The following is a 20,671-nucleotide window of genomic DNA, read 5'->3' as shown; positions in this document are numbered from 1 at the left end:
CTCCCCCATCGCGCCGGCCGAGCAACCTATCAGGACCTCGGCGACTACCCTGGACCGGTGACCGACGACCTTGACGCCGAGACCCTGGCGTTCGCGCACCGGATGTTCGACCTGGCCCGCGAGGGCTCCACCGAGGAGCTCGCCGCCCAGGTCGACGCCGGCCTGCCGGTCAACCTGACCAACGACAAGGGCGACACGCTGCTGATCCTGGCCGCCTACCACGCCCACCCCGACACGGTGGCCGCTCTGCTGGCCCGCGGCGCGGACCACACCCGCACCAACGACCGAGGTCAGACCGCGCTCGCCGCCGCCGTCTTTCGCAGCAGCACCGACGCCGTCCGCGCGCTGCTCGCCGCCGGGGCCGACCCGGCGCACGGCACCCCGTCGGCGGCCGAGACCGCGCAGTTCTTCGACCTGCCGGAGATGACCGCGCTGCTGCGGGCCGGCTGACGCGACCCGCGACGGGCCGGTATACAGGGTCGGTGGAAGATCCCCTGCCCGAACAGATGCGTGCCGCCGGCACCGCGCTGCTGGCCGCGCTCGACCCCGCGACCCGCATCGGCGCCGTGTACCCGTTCACCGACGACTCGGCGCGACGCTGGCTGGAATACCGGCCCCGCCCCCGCCCCGGCGTCTGCCTCGCCGAGCTGGACATCGCCGGGCGCAAGGCCGCCCACCGGCTGCTGGCCACCGCGCTCAGCCCCTCGGCGTACGCCCAGGCCATGGCGATCGTCGCGCTGGAGGAGGTCCTCGACCGGGCCGAGGGCTGGCGCCGCGGGCGGCACAGCGGCGACTACTGGGTCGCCGTGTTCGGTGACCCGGCCCGCGACGACCGCTGGGCGTGGCGGCTCGAAGGGCACCACCTGTCGGTGACCATGACCGTGGTCGACGACCAGGTCTCCCCCGCGCCGATCTTCTTCGGCGCCAACCCGGCGGCGGTGCGCCACGCCGGGCACGCCGTCTCCCGACCGCTCGGTGTCGAGGAGGACCTGGCCCGCGCCCTGCTCGACGCGCTCGGGCCGGCCGGGCGGGCCGCCGCGATCATCGCCGACGAGGCGCCGACGGACATCATCAGCGCCACCCGCGCGCGGGTCGACGGGCCTCTCGAACCGCTCGGCGTGCCGGCCGACCGGCTCGGCCCGACCGGCCGCGCGCTGCTCGACCAGGTCGTCGCGCTCTACCTGGACCGGCTGCCTCCCGAACTGGCCGTTCAGGAGGCGACCCGCGTGCAGGGCGGCCAGCTGCACTTCGCCTGGGCCGGCCCGACGAGGCCGGGCCAGCGGCACTACTACCGGGTGCAGGGCGACGACCTGCTGATCGAGTACGACAACACCAGCGACGACGGCAACCACGCGCACACAGTGCTCCGCCGCCCCGCCAGCGACTTCGGCGCCGACATCCTGGCCACCCACCGCCAGGCCCACCCCCACTGACCCGTACCCCCGGGGCGCGACGCCCCGGGGATACGTCAGGGTCACCGCGTGGCGGCGGGGCGGGTGGCCTCGATGAGGAAACGTCGGGCGTGGGCGACGAAGGCGCCCTCGGCGGTGATGCGCCGGTGCAGGGCGAGCAGTTCGGGGCGGTAGCGGTCCACAGTGAAACCCGGCACCGTCCAGACCACCTTGCGCAGGAACCAGACGACCGCCCCGATGTCGTGAAAGGCCGCGCGCAGCGTGGCCCGGCGCAGGTCGACCACCCGCAGCCCGGCGGCCTCGGCCGCGGCGACCGCTGCCTCCGGGTGCCGCCCGTCCGGCGGAGGCAGCGGGCCGAGGATCGCCTCGCTCAGCTCCCGCATGGTGCCCGGACCGATCTGCTGGGACAGGTACGTGCCGCCGGGGCGCAGCACCCGGGCCGTCTGGGCCCAGTCGGTGCGCACCGGGTGCCGGCTGACCACCAGGTCGAAGGACCCGTCCCGGAACGGCAGCGCCGAGTCGGGGGCGACCGCCACCACAGTCGCTCCGAGCGGGCGCAGGGTCCGCCGGGCGAGGTTCACGTTCGGCGGCCACGCCTCGGTCGCCACCAACACCTTCGGCGGGTACGGAATCCCGGCCAGCACCTCGCCGCCGCCGGTGTCCACGTCCAGCGCGGCGTCGGCGCGCGCCATCCGTTCGGCGACCAACCCGGCGTACCCCCAGGGTGGACGTTCCTCGGTGGCCCGACCGGCCAGCCAGTCGAAGCCCCAGCCGTCGACCGGCGCGGCGGCCGCCTCCGCGATCAACTCCTCGGCATCACGTTCGGCGCTCATGGCGGTCAGCCTCGCCGGCCGGCCGGACGGCGGGCAACCGATTTGCGGGCGCGTGCGCCTGGGCCGTCACGGGCGGGGACGGGCGACCTCGACGGTGCCACCCGCGAGGGTGTCCAGGCTGCCGGTGTCGGTCCGACCCGCGTCGAACTGGCGCATGAGCCGCGCGCCGAGGTGCACACCCATCGCACCGGCGGTCAGCGCGACCAGCTCGGTGGCCAGGATCGCGACCGTCGCGCCCCGGTCCGGCGAGTGGGCGCGCACCAGGCAGGTGACCAGGAACAGGCCCGCCATTGCCGCGTTCACCAGGTTGAAGGCGATGGCGGTGCGGCGGGTGCCGTCGACCGGCACGTCCCACAGGTCGACCATGCCCGCGACCGCCGTCATCGCGGCGGCGAACAGGGCGGCGACACCGGTCCAGTAGCCGACCTCACCGAGGAAGGCCGGCCCGCCGATGACGTCCGTGAGGTCGAAGACGGCGGCGCTGACGAAGAGCCCCAGCGGGAACGTCACCAGCATCGGTTGGATGGGATGCCCCTGCACCCGCAGCCGGCTCTGCATCGGTCCTCCCCAGGGTCGGCGCAGCTCACCAGTACCAGAGTGCTACCCGACCCCACGAGGCGCGAAACGACGCCGCCCGACTCGCCGCCGACCGGAAGAACGGGCACGGCGGCACCGCGCGGCGCGGGTCAGCTCTCGCGGGGGCGGGAGACCGTCCGGATGAGGCGTTCGGCCACCTCGCGCAGCGGGATGTCCAGGGACGAGGCGGCGGTCCGCAGCACGTCCAGGGCCTCGGCCGCCGGGCAGCCGCGCTGCGTCATGATCACACCGATGGCCTGCCCGACGACACCGTCGTGCAGGAGCGAGGCGTCCCGCTCACCGGCGAGCGCCTGCTGGCGGCTCCGGTCCCGGACGGCGGCCAGCAGCAGGCCGGCGTGTTCGGCGAGCAGCATCGCTGTCAACTGGTGCTGCGGGGTGAGGACGTCGGGCGCGGCAGCGTACAGGTTGATCGCCCCGATGACCTGGTCGTCGATGTCCAGCGGGGCGGAGATGACCCCTCGGACGCCGAGGTCGCGGGCGCGCGGCGTCCAGGCCGGCCAGCGTGACTCGCCGGTCAGGTCGACCGCGAGGATCATCTCGCGACGCTGGATCGCGCTCATCGCCGGCGAGTCGGGCCCGTAACGCAGGTCGTCGAGGCAGGCCAGCCGCTCGTCGGAGGCGGCCACACTGGCCGGCTCGCCGGCCCGCAGCGCGGTGAAACCGCACCACCGCACCCCGGCCACCGCGTCGCGGGTGACCCGCACCAGCGCCAGCAGCGCCTCATCGAAATCGGTCAACGCGATCAGGCCGGCGGTCAGCTCCCGCAACAGCGCGGCGGTCTCCAGCACACCGAGTCGCTCGACCACCGGTTCCCGCGTGTCCAGGTTCACCGTTCCACTGCCCTCGAACGCCCTCGCGTGCATCCCGCCGACGTCGTCACGTGTGCCATCGTCTGCTCTCTTCCGAGTTGACCGACCCGCCCTACTACCCTCGCAAACCGGGATCGAAACGGCGTAAGCAGGGGCCTCTGCCACACCGTGAGATGTGGCAGAGGCCCCTGACAGTCAGGTCAGCGCGACGCGCCGCTGAGCCGCCGCCCGATCGAGGCGATCAGCCGGTCGAGCTCGGAGCCGAACGGGTTGTCGTGCACCAGGTACGTCCAGGTGGCGGTCGGCCGGATCAGGGTGCCGTCCTCGGGCTCCCAATCCTCATCGAATTCGGTCTCGGTGAACGTGGCGATGGTACGGGCCTCGATCTCCGGGACGAGGTTGTTGAACGCCGGCACCGCCGCCCGGTGGAACTCGTCAAGCGGGTCGAGCCGGCCCAGCGCGCGCAGGTGCACGCCCTCGCGGACCTCCGACAGCTCGGCCAGGTGCTCGGCCCAGAGCCGGTCCAGGTGGAAGAGCGCGATCGACCGGGCCACCCGGGCGAGCAGGTCCTCGTCCATCTCGCCGGCCTTCTCGGGCACCTTGTCCAGCAGCATCAGCGCGGCCACGTCGCTGGTCAGCAGCCGCTCCCGGCGGGCGGCCAGGGCGATGCGCTGCTGCTCGATCACCACGCTGTAGCGCCAGGTGTTGCGGTGGATCTCGTGGTTGACGCCCTCGGCGACCCGCTGGGCGTGCTCGACCGCGTAGTCGACCTGCTCGTCGGTGACGAGACCGTCCGCGTTCATCCGCGGCGACGGCGGCACCGCGTCGGCGGCGTGCCGCACGACCAGGTCGTCCTCCAGGCTGACGAAGAAGACCGAGCCGCCCGGGTCACCCTGCCGGCCGGCGCGGCCCCGCAGCTGGTCGTCGACGCGGCGGCTGTCGTGCCGCCCGCTGCCGATCACGTAGAGGCCGCCCAGCTCGGCCACCCGGTCCCGGTCGGCCTGGTCGCTGCCGCCGAGCCGGATGTCGACGCCCCGGCCGGCCATCTGGGTGGAGACGGTCACCGCGCCGTACGCGCCGGCCTCGGCGATGATCGCCGCCTCCTCGTCGTCGTTCTTGGCGTTGAGCACCACGCAGGACACGCCTGCCGCGTTGAGCCCGGCGGCCAGCCCCTCGGACTCCTTGACGTCGAGGGTGCCGACCAGCACCGGCCGCCCCTTGGCGTGCCAGCGCTGGATCTCGTCGATCAGCGCCTCGTCCTTCTCGGCGCGGGTCGCGTAGATCCGGTCGGGCTCGTCCTCGCGGACGCACGGGGTGTTCGGCGGGATCACCGCGACCTCCAGGCCGAAGAACTCCCGCAACTGGTCGCCGACCAGCACCGCGGTGGCGGTCATGCCGCACACCTTCGGGTAGAGCGCGATGAACGCCTGCACGGCGATGGTGCCCAGCACCTCGCCCTCGGCGGTGGCGTCCAGGCCCTCCTTGGCCTCGACCGCCGCCTGCAGCCCGTCGGGCCAGCGGCGGCGCTGCGCCACCCGGCCGCGCATCTCGTCGATCAGCTCGACCGAGCCGTCCCGGACGATGTAGTCCACGTCACGGTGCAGCAGCGCCTGGGCGTGCAGCGCCACGTGGACCGCGGAGAGCTGCTCGACGTGCTCCTCGTCGTACAGGTCGATGCCGAGCTTGGCCTCGACGGCGGCGAGGCCGGCGGAGGTGAAGGCCACGCTGCGCCCGTCCTCGGCGACCGTGTAGTGCCGGCCCTTGCGCAGGCCGCGCACCAGCGCGGCGGCGGCGTGCACCGGATCCTGCTCGCCGGGCACCGCGCCGGCCAGGACCATCGGCACCCGGGCCTCGTCGATCATGATCGAGTCGGCCTCGTCGATGATCGCGGTGGTCAGGGCGGGCTGCACCCGGTCGGCCACGTCGGTCACCAACTGGTCGCGCAGGTAGTCGAAGCCCGCCTCGCTGACCGAGACGTAGGTGACGTCGCAGTTGTAGGCGTCGCGCCGCTCCTGCGGCGTGGACGCCTCGTTGACCCAGCCGACGGTCAGGCCGAGCAGCGTGTAGATGGGTTCCATCCACTGGGCGTCGCGGCGGGCCAGGTAGTCGTTGACGGTGAGCACGTGCACCGGCCCGTTGCCGAGCCGGACGTGCCCGTACGCGGCGATGGCGGCGGTGAGCGTCTTGCCCTCACCGGTGGCCATCTCGGCGACCTTGCCGGAGAGCAGCGACATCGCGCCGAGCAGCTGCACGTCGTACGGTCGCTGGTCGAGGCCCCGGCGGGCGGCCTCGCGGCCGACGGCGCAGATCTCCTCGTATCCAGCGGCGACGCCGGCGGCCTCGGTCAACTCGGCGTCGTCCAGCGCGGCGAGGTCATCCTCGCGCGCCTCGATCGCCGGCAGCAGCTTCTCCAGCGGAGCAAGATCCACGGTTGATCCCGGGCGCTGGAGGAACCGCCGGAACTTGCTCTTGAACCGTTGCGACACACCCATGAGCGGCAACGGTACGCGATTCCGGCCGCCTTGCGCGGCCCGGCCGGTCGGGTATCCGCCGGCATGTCGATTCCGCGTCGCCGCCGGCTCAGGCGACCAGCAGTTGGTGGGTGGCCAGCTCCCGGTAGAGCGGGTCGGTGGCGGTCAGCTCGGCGTGGGTGCCGACGGCCACCACCCGGCCCCCGTCGAGCACGACGATCTGGTCGGCGTCCACCACGGTGGCGAGTCGGTGCGCCACGATCAGCAGTGTCCGGCGGGCGGCCACCGCGTCGATGGCCCGGCGCAGCGCGGCCTCGTTGCGCGCGTCGAGGTTGCTCGTCGGCTCGTCGAGCAGCAGCACCGGAGGGCCGGCCAGCAGCGCCCGGCCGATGGCCAGCCGCTGCCGCTCACCTCCGGAGAGCAGCACCCCGCCCTCGCCCACCTGCACGTCCAGCCCCTGCGGGGTGCGCTGGACCAGGTGGCTCAGGTTGACCTCGTCGAGGACCTCGCGCAGCCGGTCGTCGGTGGCGTCGGGCGTGGTGATCAGCAGGTTCTCGCGCAGCGTGCCGGCGAGCACGGGAGCCTCCTGCTCCACGTACCCGAGCCGGGCGCGCAGCGCGTCGCGGGGCAGCTCCCGCACATCGACCCCGTCGACGCGGACCGCGCCGGCGCTCACCTCGTAGAAGCGCTCGACCAGGGCCAGCAGCGTCGACTTGCCGGCGCCCGAGGGGCCGACCAGGGCGGTACGGGTGCCGGTCGGCACCGCGAAGCTGACGTCGTGCAGCACCGGCGTGCCGCCCGGGTAGCCGAACCCGACCCGGTCGAACTCGATCATCGGGGCGGGCCGGCGGGGGGTCGCGGTGGCGGTTCCGGCCGCCGGCGAGGGGTCCGCCGCGCCCTCCGCCGGCACGGCCAGGATCTCCTCGATCCGCTGCAACGCGCCCAGACCGGACTGCAACTGGGTGTACGCGCGCAGCACCTGGCCCAGCGGCAACGCCAGGAGGAACAGGTACATGACGAAGGCGACCAGGTCGCCGACGGAGATCGCCCCGGCGGCGACGCGCGCCCCGCCGATCCCCAGCACCAGCAGGAACGCCCCCTGCACGGTGACCGAGCCGATCGGGCCGATCAGCGCCTGCACCCGGGCCACCCGCAGCCCCGCCGCGTACGCCTCGCGGGCACTGCCGGTGACGGTCTCCGTCTCCCGGCCCTCGGCGCGGCTGGCCCGGATGGTCCGGGCCGCCGAGATGGCCCGCTCCACCGCCGAGGTCATCTCGCCGATCCGCTCCTGGGCGAGGCGGGCCAGCGCCCGGACCCGGCGGGCGAAGGTGGCGGCGAAGCCCAGCCCCAGCCCCACCCCGAGCAGGGTGACGCCGAACAGCAGCGGGTCGAGCAGCACCATCGCGGTGCCGGCGCCGACCACCATCACCGCACCGGTGACCGTCTCGAACAGCCCGGAGGTGACGACCGCCCGCAGCAGGGTGGTGTCCGAGCCCACGCGGGAGAGCAGGTCGCCGGTGCGCCGCCTGTCGTACTCGGCGATGGGCAGCCGCAGCAGATGACCGGCCAGCCGTCGGCGGGTGCTCAGCACCAGCCCCTCGGCGGTGCGTTGCAGCAGGTAGTCGCGCAGCCCGCCGATCGCCGCGCCGAGCACCACGAGCGCCACCAGCACCGCCACCAGGGCCGACACCGGGTCCTCGGCGCCGATCCGGTCGAGCACCGACCGGGTGAGCAGCGGCTGGGCCAGCGACGCCGCCGAGCCGAGCAGCGACAGCGCGCCCACCGCGACGAGGGTGCCGCGGTGCTCCCGCAGGTACGGCAGCAGCGCGGCCAGGCCGACCGGTCGGCTCGCGCGAGCGTCGCCGACCGGCCGGTCCTTCGAGTTGCTCATGGGGCGAACGGTAGCCGGCCGGTTCACGCCGCGACGGCTCCTCAGACCGCCAGGACCACCTGCAACTCCTGGCGGCGGCGCTCGGCCAGGTCGGTGAGCAGGGTGGGCGCCTCGTCGAACGGCACCACCGCCGAGACCAGGTGCTTGCGGATCACGTCACCGTGGGCCCGCAGCAGGTCGATGGTCTCGGCGGAGAGCCGTTCCCGGTCCCAGGTGGGCGCGAGCCCGCGCGGCACCCGCCCGATCTGGGCGCAGCGCAACGCCAGCCCGTTGTGGTGGAACTCCTCACCGAGGCGGACCGCGTCCGCGCCGCCCTGGTAGAAGGCCAGGTCGATCACGGTGCCCTGCGGGCGCAACACCCGCAGCGCGAGCTGCAACGCCCACGCCTGCCCCCGGCACTGGAACACGACGTCGGCGCCCCGGTCGCCGGCGGTGTGCGCCCACCGGGTCTTGAGCACCACGGCCGGGTCGTCCGCGTCCGGGTCGAGGGTTTCCAGGCCGAGCGCCTCGGCGACCTCGCGGCGGCGCGGGGTGGGGTCGAGCACCACCACCGAGGCGGCGCCGTGTCGCCGGGCCAGCAGGGCGGTCAGGAGACCCACCACGCCCGCGCCGACCACGGCGACCCGCCGGCCGCGTACGCCCTCGCCGAGCGAGCGGACGTCCGCGCCGTGCAGGTCGGCGGCGGCGTGCAGCAGGCCGTTGGCGCAGATCGGACCCATGTGCGCGACGTAGACGCCGAGCAGCGGGTCGAGGTCGTCGGGCAGCGGCACGAACCGCTCGGCGACCGGGTCGGCCAGCCAGCCCGTGCGGTGCCCGTAGGTCATCGCGCCGACGGCGCCGACCGGGACCGCCGCCGTGGCGCTCTCCACCACCCGACCGACCTGCATGTACCCCAGCCGGGTGACCGGGTACGGGGTGCTGGCCTCGCCGGGCTGAAAGAGCCCCAGGTCGGCGTTCCAGGTGACGTTCACATAGGGGTTCGTGCCCTTGACGTAGCTCAGCTCGGTGCCGGCGGAGACGCCGCTGAACAGCGTCTCGACGCGGAAGGTGCCGGGGCGCAGCGCCGCGGCCTCCTGCTCGACGAGCTCCACCCGACCGGGGGCGGTGACCGTGACCACCCGATCACGCATCGACTGTCACCCCGCTGGACAACTCGACCGGCGCGGCGGGCGTGCCGAGCCGCACCGTCTGGCCGGTGCGGGCCGAGTCGGCCACCGCGAGGGCCAGGCGCTGGGTCCGCAGCGCTTCGGCGTACGGGACGCGGATGTCGTCGCCGACGCCGCGTACCGCATCGACGAAGGCGCGGTCCACCGCCACCCGGGCGGCCTCCGGATCGGCGGGGACGTGTCGCTCGCCATCGGCGTCGCGGATCAGCAGACCGTCCTCGGTCAGCGCCAGGGCCAGCCCGTCGGCGAGGATCTCCAGCCCCGCCCGGTGCTTCCAACCCAGGACGCAGGCCGCGCTGAGCGTGCCGACCGCGCCGCTGGCGAAGCGCAGCGTGGCGGTGGTCACCGAGTCGATGTCGGCGCCCTCGACCGGTGGCGGCGTGCCGTTGCCGTACGCGGTGACCTCGGTGACCTCGCCGGCCAGCACCCGGATCAGGTCCAGCACGTGAGCGGCCTGCTCGACCACCGGGCCCCCGGAGCGGTCGCGGCGCGACCACCAGGCGACCGGCGGCACCTTGTCCAGCCAGGCGCCACTGACCATCCGCACCGGACGGTCGGCGAGCAGCTCGCGGGCCTGGTCGAGCACGCTCAGATAGCGCCAGTGGTGCCCGACGGCGGTGCGCAGCCCACGCCGGGTGACGAGGTCGGCGATGCGCTCGGCGGTGACCAGGTCGACGGCGACGGGCTTCTCCACGAACATCGACACCCCGGCGTCGATCACCGCCTCCTCGGCGGGACCGTGCGCGAAGGGCGGCACGCAGACGTACACCGCGTCCGGGGCGGCGGCCAGCAGTTCGGCGACGTCGCGGAAGGTCCGCCCGCCGTGCTGCTCGGCCAGCGCGGACGCCGCATCTGGCATGACGTCGGTCACGCCGACCAGCTCGACGTCGTCGAATCCGGACAGCACCCGCGCATGGCGTTGTGCCACCCCGCCGGCTCCCACGAGACCCACCCGGCATACACCCATGCGACAACCTCTTTCGAAAACGTTTCGACTTCGGTGGGAGCAGTCCCCTGGGGTGTGCGCAATCAAACGTTCATCCCCCGGGAACGCCACGATGTCACCGTCGTGATCAAGCTGTTGCCCTGGGAACGGTTAGCGCGTGGTGGCGAGTGGGAACTAAAGACTCCGCTTGTTCCACGCACGAAACGGAGGGGTGCCCGTGCGGGATACGACCGTGTCACCGGTGGTGGAGGCGTGGGCCACGTACCGGACCACCTCGGCGGCGGACTGGCCGGCACGCCGGCTGCTGCGCGCCAAGGGAGAGAGCCGGGTCAGCGTGGTGCTGCCGGCACGTAACGAGGAGGCGACGGTCGGCGCGATCGTGTCGACCATCCGGGAACACCTGATGGACCGGGTCGCTCTCGTCGACGAACTGATCGTGGTGGATTCACGGTCGACCGACCGCACCGCGCAGGTGGCGCGCGCCGCCGGCGCGGAGGTCGTCAGCCAGGACGCGATGACCCGGGGTCTGCCCCGGCTCACCGGCAAGGGCGACGCGCTCTGGGCGGGGCTGGCCGCGGCCGAGGGCGACGTGGTGGCGTTCATCGACGCCGACCTGCGGGAGTTCCGTCCGCACTTCGTCAGCGGGCTGCTGGGGCCGCTGCTCACCGACCCGTCGGTGGACTTCGTGAAGGGCTTCTATCACCGGCCCCTGGTCGGTGCCGCGAGCGTGGAGCAGGACGGCGGCGGCCGGGTGACCGAGCTGATGGCCCGACCGCTGCTCAACCTCTTCTGGCCCGAGCTGGCCGGTTTCGTGCAGCCGCTCGCCGGCGAGTACGCCGCTCGCCGCGACGTGCTGGCCCAGGTGCCGTTCGTCTCCGGGTACGGCGTGGAGACGGCGATGATGATCGACCTGCTGGACCTGGTCGGCCTGGACGCGTTGGCGCAGGTCGACCTGGGCGAGCGCAAACACCGCCACCAGGACACGGCCGCGCTCGGTCGGATGTCCGCGCAGATCATGCTGACCGCCTGGTCCCGGCTGCAACGACGCGGCTGGGCCAGCCCCGGCATGATGCCGGAGGCGCTGCTCACGCAGTTCCGCCGGGGCGGGTCGGACACGCTGCCGAACCTCGACCGGGAGATCGTGGTCAGCGACGTGTCCATCGAGGAGCGCCCGCCGCTGGCCGAGCTGCGCCACCGGGTGCCCCGTCGACGGGTGGCCGCGGCGTGAGCGCCGAGGTACGGCCGTACCCGGCCGGTATGCGGGAGCGCGGCCGATGAGCCTCACCGTGCTGATGAACGCGGGCCCGTGGCTGTCGGTGCCCCCGCCCGGCTACGGCGGCATCGAGAACGTGATCGCCACCCTGGTGCCGGAGCTGCGGCGACTCGGCGTGCGGGTGGTGCTCGCCTCGGTGGACAGCAGCAGCCTGCCGGTGGACGAGAAGGTGTCGGTCTTCGCCGACGGGCAGTTCGCGGCGTTGCAGCGGCCGTACAACCAGGTCTGTGGGATCGCCCAGGCGCACCTGGCCGGCGTGGTCCGTGAGCTGCACTCCCGCGACGACATCGACCTGGTCCACGACCACGTGGAGGCGGTCGGGCTGGCCACCCTCACCGCGATGGGGCCGTCCGGGCCGCCGACCCTGCACACCCTGCACTGGGACCTCGCCAAGCACCCCGCGCTGTACGGCAGCCTGGACGGCGGCGACCGGGTCCGGGTCAACGGCGTCTCGGCGTCGCAGCTGGCCCGGGCGCCGTTGGCGCTGCGCGAGCACTCGGTGGGTCACGTGCACCTGTCCACGCCGCTCGCCGTGGACGCCGACCGCCGGCCCCGCCCGGAGAAGGGCGAGCACCTGCTCATCCTCGGTCGGATCAACCCGGGCAAGGGACAGGACGTGGGCGCGCGGCTCGCGCAGCGGATCGGCGTCCCGCTGGTGCTGGCCGGTCCCGTCGGCCCGTACCATCGCCCGGCCGACCTGGCGGCGGCGGGCGACGAGGCCCGGCAGAACCCGGACGTGCGGTTCTTCCTCGACGAGGTGGCCCCGCACGTCGACGGTGATCTGGTGCGCTGGATCGGCACCGTGGCCGGTCAGGAGCGTGACGACCTGCTGGCCAGCGCCCGCGCGTCGCTGTTCCCGCTGCGCTGGGAGGAGCCGGGCGGCACGGCGGTGGTCGAGTCGCTGGCCCTGGGCACGCCGGTGGTGGCCACCGCGCGGGGCTGCCTGCCGGAGTTGATCGAGCACGGTCGCACCGGCCTGCTCACCGCCGACGAGGACGAGCTGGGCGACCTCGTGCTGGCCGCCGACCTGCTCGACCCGGACGAGTGCCGGCGGGTGGCCGCGCAGCGGTTCACGCCAGCGGTGATGGCCGAGCGCTACGTCGAGCTGTACCAGCGGGTCCGCGAGCTCGCCACCGCGCCGCGCCTGCAGCCGGTCTGAGCGCGCCCGTTGCCGTCGGCGCGTTTGCCGCCGGCGGCAACGGGAAGGCGCACCACTCACGCCCGTCGCGCAGCGAGGAGCCGGTGATGGTCGGACCGATGGCGCACTCCCGGGCCCGGGCCAACCCGGCCGACGGCAAGCCGCCGGTACGCCGGGCGGCCAGCGCCGCGTCCGTGCTCTTCCTGCTGGTCGGCGTGCTCGGCTTCGTCCCGGGGATCACCAGCGGTACGGACAATCTGCGGTTCGCCGGGCACGGCTCGGGGGCGTTCCTGTTCGGCGCCTTCCAGGTGTCGGTGCTGCACAACCTCGTCCACCTGCTGTTCGGGGTGGCCGGCCTGGCGCTGGCGCGGACGACCAGCGGCGCCCGCACGTTCCTCATCGGCGGCGGCGCCGTCTACCTGGTGCTCTGGCTCTACGGCGTGGCGGTGGATCACGACACCGGTGCGAACGTCCTGCCGGTCAACGTCGCTGACGACTGGCTGCACCTCGGCCTCGGTCTGGGCCTGATCGCGCTGGGTCTGCTGACCGGCCGGGCACGCCGCTGACCTGCGCGTCGGGACGTGACGCGCGTCCTGAGACCGGCCGGTACGGTTTGGCGCCGCGGGGCCTCGGGTAGTGGGCAGATCCCGACCCGACCAGCGAATCGAGGGCCCGCCGATGCCCAGCCGGATCACCTGCGAGGTGCGCGAGACCGCACCGGTGGCGGTCGTCCAGCTCACCGGCGCCCTCGATCTGGGCACGATGCGGTCGGTGCACCAGGCACTGGACGGGGCCCTGGCCGCCCAGCCGGAGGCGCTGGTGGTCGACCTCGAGCGGGTGACCGTGCGGGACCGGCTGGCGCTGTCGGTGTTCGCGGCGACGGCCCGGCGGGCCGAGGAGTGGCCGGCCGTGCCGGTGGTGCTGTGCGCGCCGCCTCCGGCCGCCGCCCGCTGGCTGGCCGAGTCGACGACCTGCCGGGTGGTGCCGGTGTCGCCGGACTGCGCGGAGGCGACCCGGGTGGCCGGCGCGGCCGGCGCGCTGCGGATGCGGGCCCGGCTGGAGCCGGTCGCCGGGGCCTGCCGGCGGGCCCGGGAGCTGGTCGGCGACGCGTGCGCCCGGTGGAACCTGCCCGACGCGGCGGGCCCCGCAGCGCTGGTGCTCAGCGAGCTGGTCGGCAACGTGGTCCGGCATGCGGGCACCCCCATGCAGGTGACGGTGACCCTGCGCCGGCCGTACCTGCACCTGGCCGTGGTGGACGGCAGCCGGGTCGCCGCGCAGCCCGCCGGCCTGGACCTGCGGGCCGAGGGTGGCCGGGGGCTGCTGCTGGTCCGCGAGCTGGCGCAGCGGTGGGGCAGCGTGCCGGCGGGTCAGGGCAAGGCCGTCTGGGCGATGCTGCCGGCGACCTGAGCGCGCGGCCGGCTTCGACCGGTACCGGCGATCTGACCGAAATTACCGCTTAAGCCTGGTTACATGGTGCGAGGGTCGGGTAGGCACGCCCGTCCTTTCTGCCGTCACGACGGGGTGAGCAACCATGCCCAAGCGGGTAACCACGGAACCCGGTCGCGATCGGGGCCCGGCGATCCTGGCACCGGCCCGCTTCGGGGGCTTCCCCGGAGCCCTGCGGGCGCCGGTCCCCGGCAACTCGTTGATCAAGTTCCTCGCCACGACAGATCACAAGCAGATCGGTCTGCTGTATCTGCTGACCTCCTTCGCCTTCTTCGTGTTCGCCGGCCTGGAGGCGATGGTGATGCGGGCCGAACTGGCCCGCCCAGGTCTGCAGTTCCTGTCCTCGGAGCAGTACAACCAGCTCTTCACCTCGCACGGCGCGGTGATGCTGCTGCTGTTCGCCACGCCCGCCGCGTTCGGTTTCGGCAACTTCATCGTGCCGATCCAGATCGGCGCACCGGATGTGTCGTTCCCCCGCCTCAACGCGCTGGCCTACTGGCTGTACCTGTTCGGCGGGCTGATGGTGGTCGGCGGCTTCCTCACCCCGGGAGGCTCGGCGGACTTCGGCTGGACCGCGTACAGCCCACTCAGCGACGTGGACAACAGCCCCGGGGTGGGCGCGAACATGTGGGTGCTCGGTCTGGTGGTCTCCGGGCTCGGCACCATCCTCGGCGCGGTCAACCTGATCACCACGGTGCTGACCCTGCGCGCGCCCGGCATGACCATGTTCCGGATGCCGATCTTCACGTGGAACATGCTGTTCACCAGCGTGCTGGTGATCCTGGTGTTCCCGCTGCTGGCCGCCGCGCTCCTCGCGCTCACGGCGGACCGATTACTCAACGCGCACGTGTACGACGCGGCCACCGGCGGGCCGATGCTCTGGCAGCATCTCTTCTGGTTCTTCGGACACCCCGAGGTCTACATCATCGCGCTGCCGTTCTTCGGCATCATCACCGAGATCATCCCGGTCTTCTCCCGCAAGCCGATCTTCGGCTACACCGGGCTGGTGCTGGCCACCATCGCGATCACCGTGCTGTCCATGACGGTCTGGGCGCACCACATGTTCGCCACCGGCCAGGTGCTGCTGCCGTTCTTCAGCATCCTGAGCTACCTGATCGCGGTGCCCACCGGCGTGAAGTTCTTCAACTGGATCGGCACCATGTGGAAGGGCCAGCTCACCTTCGAAACGCCCATGCTCTTCGCCATCGGCTTCCTGGTCACCTTCCTGCTTGGCGGCCTCACCGGGGTGCTGCTGGCCAGTCCCCCGGTCGACTGGCACACCACCGACAGCTACTTCGTGGTGGCGCACTTCCACTACGTGGTGTTCGGCACCGTGGTCTTCGCGCTCTTCGGCGGCTTCTACTTCTGGTGGCCGAAGATGACGGGCCGGCTGCTCGACGAGCGGCTCGGCAAGGCGCACTTCTGGACGATGTTCGTCGGCTTCCACGGCACCTTCCTGGTGCACCACTGGCTGGGCAACGAGGGCATGCCCCGCCGGTACGCCGACTACCTGCCCACCGACGGTTTCACCACCCTGAACACCGTCTCCACGATCTTCTCGTTCATCCTCGGCGTGTCGACCCTGTTCTTCATCTACAACGCGTGGAAGTCCTGGCGGTACGGGGCGATCGTGACGGTGGACGACCCGTGGGGCTTCGGCAACTCCCTCGAATGGGCCACCAGCTGCCCGCCGCCGCTGCGCAACTTCGACCAGATGCCACGGATCCGCTCCGAGCGTCCGGCGTTCGACCTGAAGTACGGCCCGCTCGTCGCCGACCTGGGCCGGGACCTGCCGCAGCGCACCACGAAGCCGCCGCAGCAGTTCGCCGACGAGCTGCACATGGAGCACCACAGGCCCGAGTCACCCGCCGCCGAAGGCGCGCACGGCGCGCGGGACGCGGTCGCGTACCAGCCCGCGCCGGAGTCCGGCGCCCGCCCGGTGGACGTGCCGGAGCCCGAAGGCGTGCGCCGGCCGAGCTTCGAGGAGAGTGACGCGCCCAAGGACGCCGAGGACGCGCCGAAGCCGCACGAACGCTGGCGGCACCCGCACAGCGACGGCGAGACCGAGGACCGCTGACCCGCGTACCCGGCCAGGGGCCCACACCACCGGCGGGTGGTGTGGGCCCCTTCCTCGTGTGCGTACGTGCCGGCCGGTCAGTCCCGGGCGGGCGCCAGGCCGGCGGCGGTGAGCGAGCGACGCACCGCGGGCTGCACCCGGGTCAGCCGCAGCGGCACGCCGGTGCGCTCGGCCGCCTCGTGTCCCGCCATCAGCGCGGCGATTCCGCCGGCGTCGAAGCCACCCGCGCCGACCAGGTCGACGACGACCTCGCTCGGTTGGCCGTTGACGGCCTCCAGCATCGCGCGGCGCAACTGGTCCGCGCCGTCCCGGTCCACCTCGCCGCCGACCTCGACGACGACCCCGTCGCCGTTCTGCCGCACCGAGATGCGGGTCTTGCCCGGGTCCGGTTCGGCGGCGCCGTTCTGCCAGGGCGGTGGCGCGTCGGCGAGCATGGCCTGCCGCAGCCAGGTCAGCGCCCGCGACAGCAGCCGGGAGACGTGCATCTGCGAGATGCCGAACCGGGCGGCGATCTCCGCCTGGGTCTGGTTGCCGTAGAAGCGCATGGCGAGGATGCGGCGTTCGCGCCAGGGCAGCCGGTGCAGCAGGCCGCTCACCGTCACCCGGTCGTCGACCGATTCCAGCGCGTTGTCCGACTCGCCGACCAGGTCACCGAACTCCGCGGAACTCTCCCCGCCGACCGGCGCGTTCAGTGACGCCGGGCTGTAGCCGGCCGCCGACTCCAGCGCCGCGAGGATCTCCTCCTGCGGCGTCTCCAGGCGGGCCGACAGCTCGGCCACCGACGGCGCCCGGGACAGCTCGCTGGTCAGCGCGGCGGTGGCCTGGCCCACCTCCAGGATCAGGTCGCGCAGCCGCCGGGGCACGTGCACGCCCCAGGTGCGGTCCCGGAAGTGCCGTTTGATCTCCCCGACGATGGTGATCGCCGCGTACGCGGTGAACGAACCCCGTTCCGGGTCGTACCGGTCGACGGCGTTGACCAGCCCGAGGCGGGCCACCTGCTCCAGGTCCTCCAGCGGCTCCCCCCGGCCCCGGTACCGGCGGGCCAGTCGCCCGGCGAACGGCAGCGCGAAGCGCACCAGGTCGTCGCGCGCCTCCCCCCGCCGCTCCGGCGGCAGCCCCTCGATCCGGGCCGCGTACGCCAGCGCCGCCGCGTCCAGGTCCTCCAGACCACGCTCGGTGGGTGGTGGTGTGGTCGTGGTCGTGCTCGTCTGTCCGAACATCCGCGCCTCCCTCAGGAAGGTCCCCCGCCCGGATCGGGAAACCGGTCGTGCGCGTGGTCGGGCCACGCACCGGGCCGGAAAGTGGGTCAGTGACTGGGATGCCAGCGGGCGACAACGCCTCTACGCGGCGCAATCAGGCCGTCGCAGCCAGCGATGTTCCCGCTCCGTAGGTACTCAATCACGGGACCCCGGGTTCGCGAGGAAGTTTCGGCGTGCTCCCCTCAGGAGACGAGCAACCCCTGGTGGCCGCCGCTCTCGCGGAGCACCGACAGGGCCTCAGCGGCCCCCAGCGGGGGCGGAGCGGGCAGGTCGTACGGCTGGGCGCGCAGGACCTCGGTGGCCCGGCGCGTCGGCACGGACGTCACCGGATAGCCCCGGGCGGAGGTCCGGTCCAGCGCCCGCCGCCGCCGGCCGAAGCCCGCGACGGCCAGCCACTGCGGCAGCCCGGCCAGGGCGGGCGAGCGCATCCCGGGAGGCTCGGGCAGGACGTCCACCGAGCTGAACGTCTCGCTGCCGGCCAGCCACCACTCGGCCTCGTCGACGCTGCGCCGGGTGGCGTTCTCACACCAGTACGGCACCAGCCCCGCCCGTACCACCTGCCACGGATCGAGCAGCCGCCCACACTCCACCACCAACCGGTCACCGGTCTTGCCGGCGGCCCGCAGCCACCGCCGGTACAGGTCGGCCACGCCCGCGCTCAGCGCCGCCGGCCGGGGCGTCAGGACGCGGTGCAGCGGATGCTGCCGGGCCGCGGCCCAGTCCCGCGTGGTCCGCTCGAAGTCCGGGTCCACACCGTGCTCGGCGTCGCCCGACGGCGCCGACACCTCCGGCGGCGTCCACCGGGTCGCGTCCCCGCCCACGGCGCGCAGGACCTGCCGTAGGGCGTGGCTGTCGGGGTGGAAGTCCACCGGGTCCAGCCCGCTGGCCGGGCAGCCGACCTGGAAGCTGTGCCCGGCGCCGCGCTCCACCACCGGCCACGTGCGCGCGTCGCGGACCAGCAGCATCGGGGCGCCCGCGCTCAGCCGGTCGGTCAGGAACTGCGCGTACGCGGGCGGCAGCGCCTTCCAGCGGGCGGCCAGCGACACGGTGGCCCCGGTCAGCGGCCCTCGGCTGGCCGGGCAGTGCACCTGGCGCAGGTGCACGTCGGGGTTGCCGGCGAGCAGCCGTTCGGCGAGCGCGCCGCCGTGCTCCAGCGCCGCCTCCGGGCGGTCCACGGCGCCGTCGCTCCAGTGCGCGGTCATCTCGAAGCCGGCGGGCAGCCACGGCACCCCCAGGGCCACCGCGAGGTGGGCGGCCGCACCGTGCGGCGAGCCGATGAGCACGCCGGGGTAGCTCCGGCGCGGGTACTGGTCGACGAACCAGCGGGCGACCCGGGCCGCGTCCACCTCACCGACCTGCTCGGCGGTGAGGGCGACCCGCCCGGCGGCCCGGCTCACCGCGGCGCGGCGTACCGGCTCCGGGGCGCCCGGGAACCGCGACGTGGGCCCGGTGTGCCCGAGGTCGGCGCAGTCCGCGCCACGCAACGCCCGGGCGGTGGCGGCGACCAGCACCCGGGCGGCGCTGCCCTGGGCCACGACCCGGTCGCCGGCCAGACCGGCGCCGTCGGCCGTCAGCCCCTTGTGCACCTTGTGCACCTTGTGCACCGGGCCCACCTTGCCTCGTTCGCTCACCACGCGGCCCGGCTTCCCGTCCCGATGGGGTTCAAACGGGGCATCACCCACCCGGCGGCACCAATCCACAGGTCAACGCCGTTCGGCGACGATCGGCTCCGGGCGGCTTGAGCGGGCCGGCGGGGACGATCGGACCTGAGGGACCCCGGACGCCCGCACGGGTTTCGTCGCGGCCGGGGCGGGCACTTCCGGGCTCATGCGCACCGAGGACACCGGCGAGTCCGCCGCCACGATCACCCCGTACGAGGACGGCCCGCTGCTGGTCCGCGGCGACTTCGCCCTGCTCACTCCGGACGGTGAGCGGATCGACGCGCGCCGGGGCACCGTCGCTCTGTGCCGGTGCGGCAAGTCGGCGCTCAAGCCGTTCTGCGACGGCACCCACAAGGTGATCAACTTCCGCGCGGGCGTCGCCCGCGAGGGGTGAACCCACCTCGCTCGGCCCCTTTGCTCTGCTTCCACCGACGCAACGGAAAGGGTCCGTCACTGTCGCTTGGGCGGAAGCAGAGCAAAGGACGGAACTGGACCGGGCGGACCCGCCCGCCCGGCCGGCGGTTCAGGTCGGGTCGGGTCGGGTCGGGTCGGGTCAGACCAGCACGCTCGGCGCCAGCGGGACGACAGGCGTCACCGGGGTCGGCCCGACGAGCGGGACGGTCGGTGGCGGGCACGGCGGCGCGGGTGACCGCAGTGAGCTGCGGCCGGCGGCCCAACTGTCCAGCAGGTGCGCCGCGAACAGCCGGTCCACCGCGAGCGCCGCCGCCGCGCCGAAGAGCACGTCCGAGGCGAGCGCCGGCTCGGCACGGACCAGGCCGCCGCACAGGTCGTGCGCGGCGATCTGCTCGTGCACCGCGTCGGCCTCCACGTGCTCGTCGTAGAAGCGGGTCGCCACCTCGTCCAGGCCGAGCCGGCGCAGGCCGTTGCCGTAGCGGCGGTTCGGCAGGGACGAGGTCATCTCGAAGGCCGCCAGGTGCCCGAGCAGCGCGCCGCGCAGCCGTCGGTGCAGCCCGAACAGCGACATCAGGTTGTTCGTCGCCAGCGTCACCGCGGGCACCGCGTCCAGGTGGGCGCCGTAGCCGGTGTCCATACCCAACCGGTCGAGGGTGCGCCGAAACAGCTCGGAGTGCATCCGGTCCAGCCGGCCGTTGCCGTACTCGTCGGTCTGGATCTCGACGAGGGCGGCCTTGGCGGGACCGCCGAGCCGGGGCAGCGCCCAACTGTGCGGGTCCGCCTCGCGCAGGTGGTAGACGGAGCGGTGGGCGACGAACTCGCGGAACTGGGCGAGGTCGGCGTGCCGCTGGAGCGTGGCGGCCAGCGGCGGCCCGTCGTCGGCCGCGACCAGCTCGCCCAGCCCGGCAGCGATACCGCCGGCCGGTACCGCCGGGGCGCCGGCCAGCCGACGCAGAGCCGCCTCGAAGGGCCGCTCGACGCGGGCCCGCAGGGCCAGCAGGGTGGGCTGCCACTCCCAGCTCTCGTCCACCCCGCTCCAGCCGCGGTAGTGCAGCTCGTAGCAGAGGAACAGGGTCAGTTGCAGGTCCTCGTCGCTGAACGCGTCCGCCGGGTCCAGGTCGGCGCCCAGGTCGGGAGGCAGGTCGTGCGGCGGCTGCCGCAGCGCGTCGGTCACCGCCACGGACAGTGGGCCGCGCGGCTGCGGCAGGGGCGCAGGACCGTAGCGGCGGTCGGCGGGCTCCAGCATGTGACCTCCAGCGTCGTCGGGCCGCTACTGAT

18 protein-coding genes are annotated in these 20,671 nt (G+C 73.7%); 8 read left to right on the top strand and 10 right to left on the bottom strand.

Annotated features, from left to right (window positions below):
- Positions 1-57: 57 nt before the first annotated feature.
- Complete coding sequence (locus ACLQ27_RS00600) at positions 58-450, top strand: ankyrin repeat domain-containing protein (RefSeq protein WP_425865291.1); 393 nt, start codon at positions 58-60, stop codon at positions 448-450.
- Between the two features lie 32 nt (positions 451-482).
- Positions 483-1,433 carry a DUF3500 domain-containing protein gene (locus ACLQ27_RS00595; RefSeq protein WP_234583609.1) on the top strand — a complete coding sequence of 317 codons (951 nt, stop codon included), beginning with the start codon at positions 483-485 and terminating at the stop codon, positions 1,431-1,433.
- A gap of 41 nt (positions 1,434-1,474) precedes the next feature.
- Here the strand turns inward: ACLQ27_RS00595 and ACLQ27_RS00590 are convergent, their stop codons facing one another.
- The 7 genes from ACLQ27_RS00590 to ACLQ27_RS00560 form a co-directional block, all read right to left on the bottom strand.
- A complete protein-coding gene (locus tag ACLQ27_RS00590) occupies positions 1,475-2,245 on the bottom strand; it encodes a class I SAM-dependent methyltransferase (RefSeq protein WP_425865290.1) in 771 nt (256 codons plus the stop codon).
- A gap of 66 nt (positions 2,246-2,311) precedes the next feature.
- Positions 2,312-2,803: a DUF2231 domain-containing protein gene (locus ACLQ27_RS00585; RefSeq protein WP_357490160.1), complete on the bottom strand. Its 492-nt coding sequence runs from the start codon at positions 2,801-2,803 to the stop codon at positions 2,312-2,314.
- Positions 2,804-2,931: 128 nt separating this feature from the next.
- Positions 2,932-3,672, bottom strand: coding sequence for a GAF and ANTAR domain-containing protein (locus tag ACLQ27_RS00580; protein ID WP_357490159.1), 741 nt, complete (start codon positions 3,670-3,672; stop codon positions 2,932-2,934).
- Between the two features lie 179 nt (positions 3,673-3,851).
- Positions 3,852-6,143, bottom strand: coding sequence for an accessory Sec system translocase SecA2 (secA2, locus tag ACLQ27_RS00575; RefSeq protein WP_425865289.1), 2,292 nt, complete (start codon positions 6,141-6,143; stop codon positions 3,852-3,854).
- Positions 6,144-6,231: 88 nt separating this feature from the next.
- Positions 6,232-8,013 carry an ABC transporter ATP-binding protein gene (locus ACLQ27_RS00570; RefSeq protein WP_234583617.1) on the bottom strand — a complete coding sequence of 594 codons (1,782 nt, stop codon included), beginning with the start codon at positions 8,011-8,013 and terminating at the stop codon, positions 6,232-6,234.
- Between the two features lie 41 nt (positions 8,014-8,054).
- Positions 8,055-9,143, bottom strand: coding sequence for a zinc-dependent alcohol dehydrogenase (locus ACLQ27_RS00565; RefSeq protein WP_357575351.1), 1,089 nt, complete (start codon positions 9,141-9,143; stop codon positions 8,055-8,057).
- Positions 9,136-10,146 (bottom strand): Gfo/Idh/MocA family protein, encoded by a 1,011-nt coding sequence (locus tag ACLQ27_RS00560; protein WP_425865288.1) that lies wholly within the window; start codon positions 10,144-10,146, stop codon positions 9,136-9,138. Before ACLQ27_RS00560 ends, ACLQ27_RS00565 begins: the two co-directional genes overlap by 8 nt.
- A 223-nt stretch (positions 10,147-10,369) precedes the next feature.
- On the opposite strand from ACLQ27_RS00560, the gene ACLQ27_RS00555 reads away from it, so the two are divergent.
- From ACLQ27_RS00555 to ctaD, 5 genes are all read left to right on the top strand, one after another.
- Entirely contained in the window at positions 10,370-11,353 is a 984-nt protein-coding gene (locus tag ACLQ27_RS00555; protein WP_357490607.1) for a glucosyl-3-phosphoglycerate synthase, read from the top strand.
- Between the two features lie 46 nt (positions 11,354-11,399).
- Positions 11,400-12,557: a glycosyltransferase gene (locus ACLQ27_RS00550; protein WP_357490153.1), complete on the top strand. Its 1,158-nt coding sequence runs from the start codon at positions 11,400-11,402 to the stop codon at positions 12,555-12,557.
- Between the two features lie 86 nt (positions 12,558-12,643).
- The gene (locus tag ACLQ27_RS00545; protein ID WP_374109266.1) at positions 12,644-13,102 is read left to right on the top strand and encodes a DUF4383 domain-containing protein; all 459 of its coding nucleotides are present in this window, start codon (positions 12,644-12,646) and stop codon (positions 13,100-13,102) included.
- A 112-nt stretch (positions 13,103-13,214) separates the two neighbouring features.
- Positions 13,215-13,943: an ATP-binding protein gene (locus ACLQ27_RS00540; RefSeq protein ID WP_425865287.1), complete on the top strand. Its 729-nt coding sequence runs from the start codon at positions 13,215-13,217 to the stop codon at positions 13,941-13,943.
- Positions 13,944-14,067: 124 nt separating this feature from the next.
- On the top strand, positions 14,068-16,059 hold the full coding sequence (gene ctaD / locus ACLQ27_RS00535; RefSeq protein WP_357490150.1) for an aa3-type cytochrome oxidase subunit I: 1,992 nt from the start codon (positions 14,068-14,070) through the stop codon (positions 16,057-16,059).
- Between the two features lie 77 nt (positions 16,060-16,136).
- On the opposite strand, the gene ACLQ27_RS00530 is transcribed toward ctaD, so the two are convergent.
- Together ACLQ27_RS00530 and ACLQ27_RS00525 are read right to left on the bottom strand one after the other, a co-directional pair.
- A complete protein-coding gene (locus ACLQ27_RS00530; RefSeq protein ID WP_234583626.1) occupies positions 16,137-17,279 on the bottom strand; it encodes a SigB/SigF/SigG family RNA polymerase sigma factor in 1,143 nt (380 codons plus the stop codon).
- A 221-nt stretch (positions 17,280-17,500) separates the two neighbouring features.
- On the bottom strand, positions 17,501-18,913 hold the full coding sequence (locus tag ACLQ27_RS00525; RefSeq protein WP_425865923.1) for a hypothetical protein: 1,413 nt from the start codon (positions 18,911-18,913) through the stop codon (positions 17,501-17,503).
- 232 nt (positions 18,914-19,145) lie between these two features.
- On the opposite strand from ACLQ27_RS00525, the gene ACLQ27_RS00520 reads away from it, so the two are divergent.
- Positions 19,146-19,373, top strand: a complete 228-nt coding sequence (locus ACLQ27_RS00520) for a CDGSH iron-sulfur domain-containing protein (protein ID WP_234583627.1) — start codon at positions 19,146-19,148, stop codon at positions 19,371-19,373.
- Positions 19,374-19,532: 159 nt separating this feature from the next.
- Here the strand turns inward: ACLQ27_RS00520 and ACLQ27_RS00515 are convergent, their stop codons facing one another.
- Positions 19,533-20,639, bottom strand: a complete 1,107-nt coding sequence (locus tag ACLQ27_RS00515) for an iron-containing redox enzyme family protein (protein ID WP_425865286.1) — start codon at positions 20,637-20,639, stop codon at positions 19,533-19,535.
- Between the last annotated feature and the right edge of the window lie 32 nt (positions 20,640-20,671).

The organism is Micromonospora sp. DT63, assembly GCF_049841615.1.
GTDB lineage: Bacteria > Actinomycetota > Actinomycetes > Mycobacteriales > Micromonosporaceae > Micromonospora.
The sequence above is the reverse complement of the archived record's forward strand: the minus strand, read 5'-3'. Positions and strand labels throughout refer to the sequence as shown.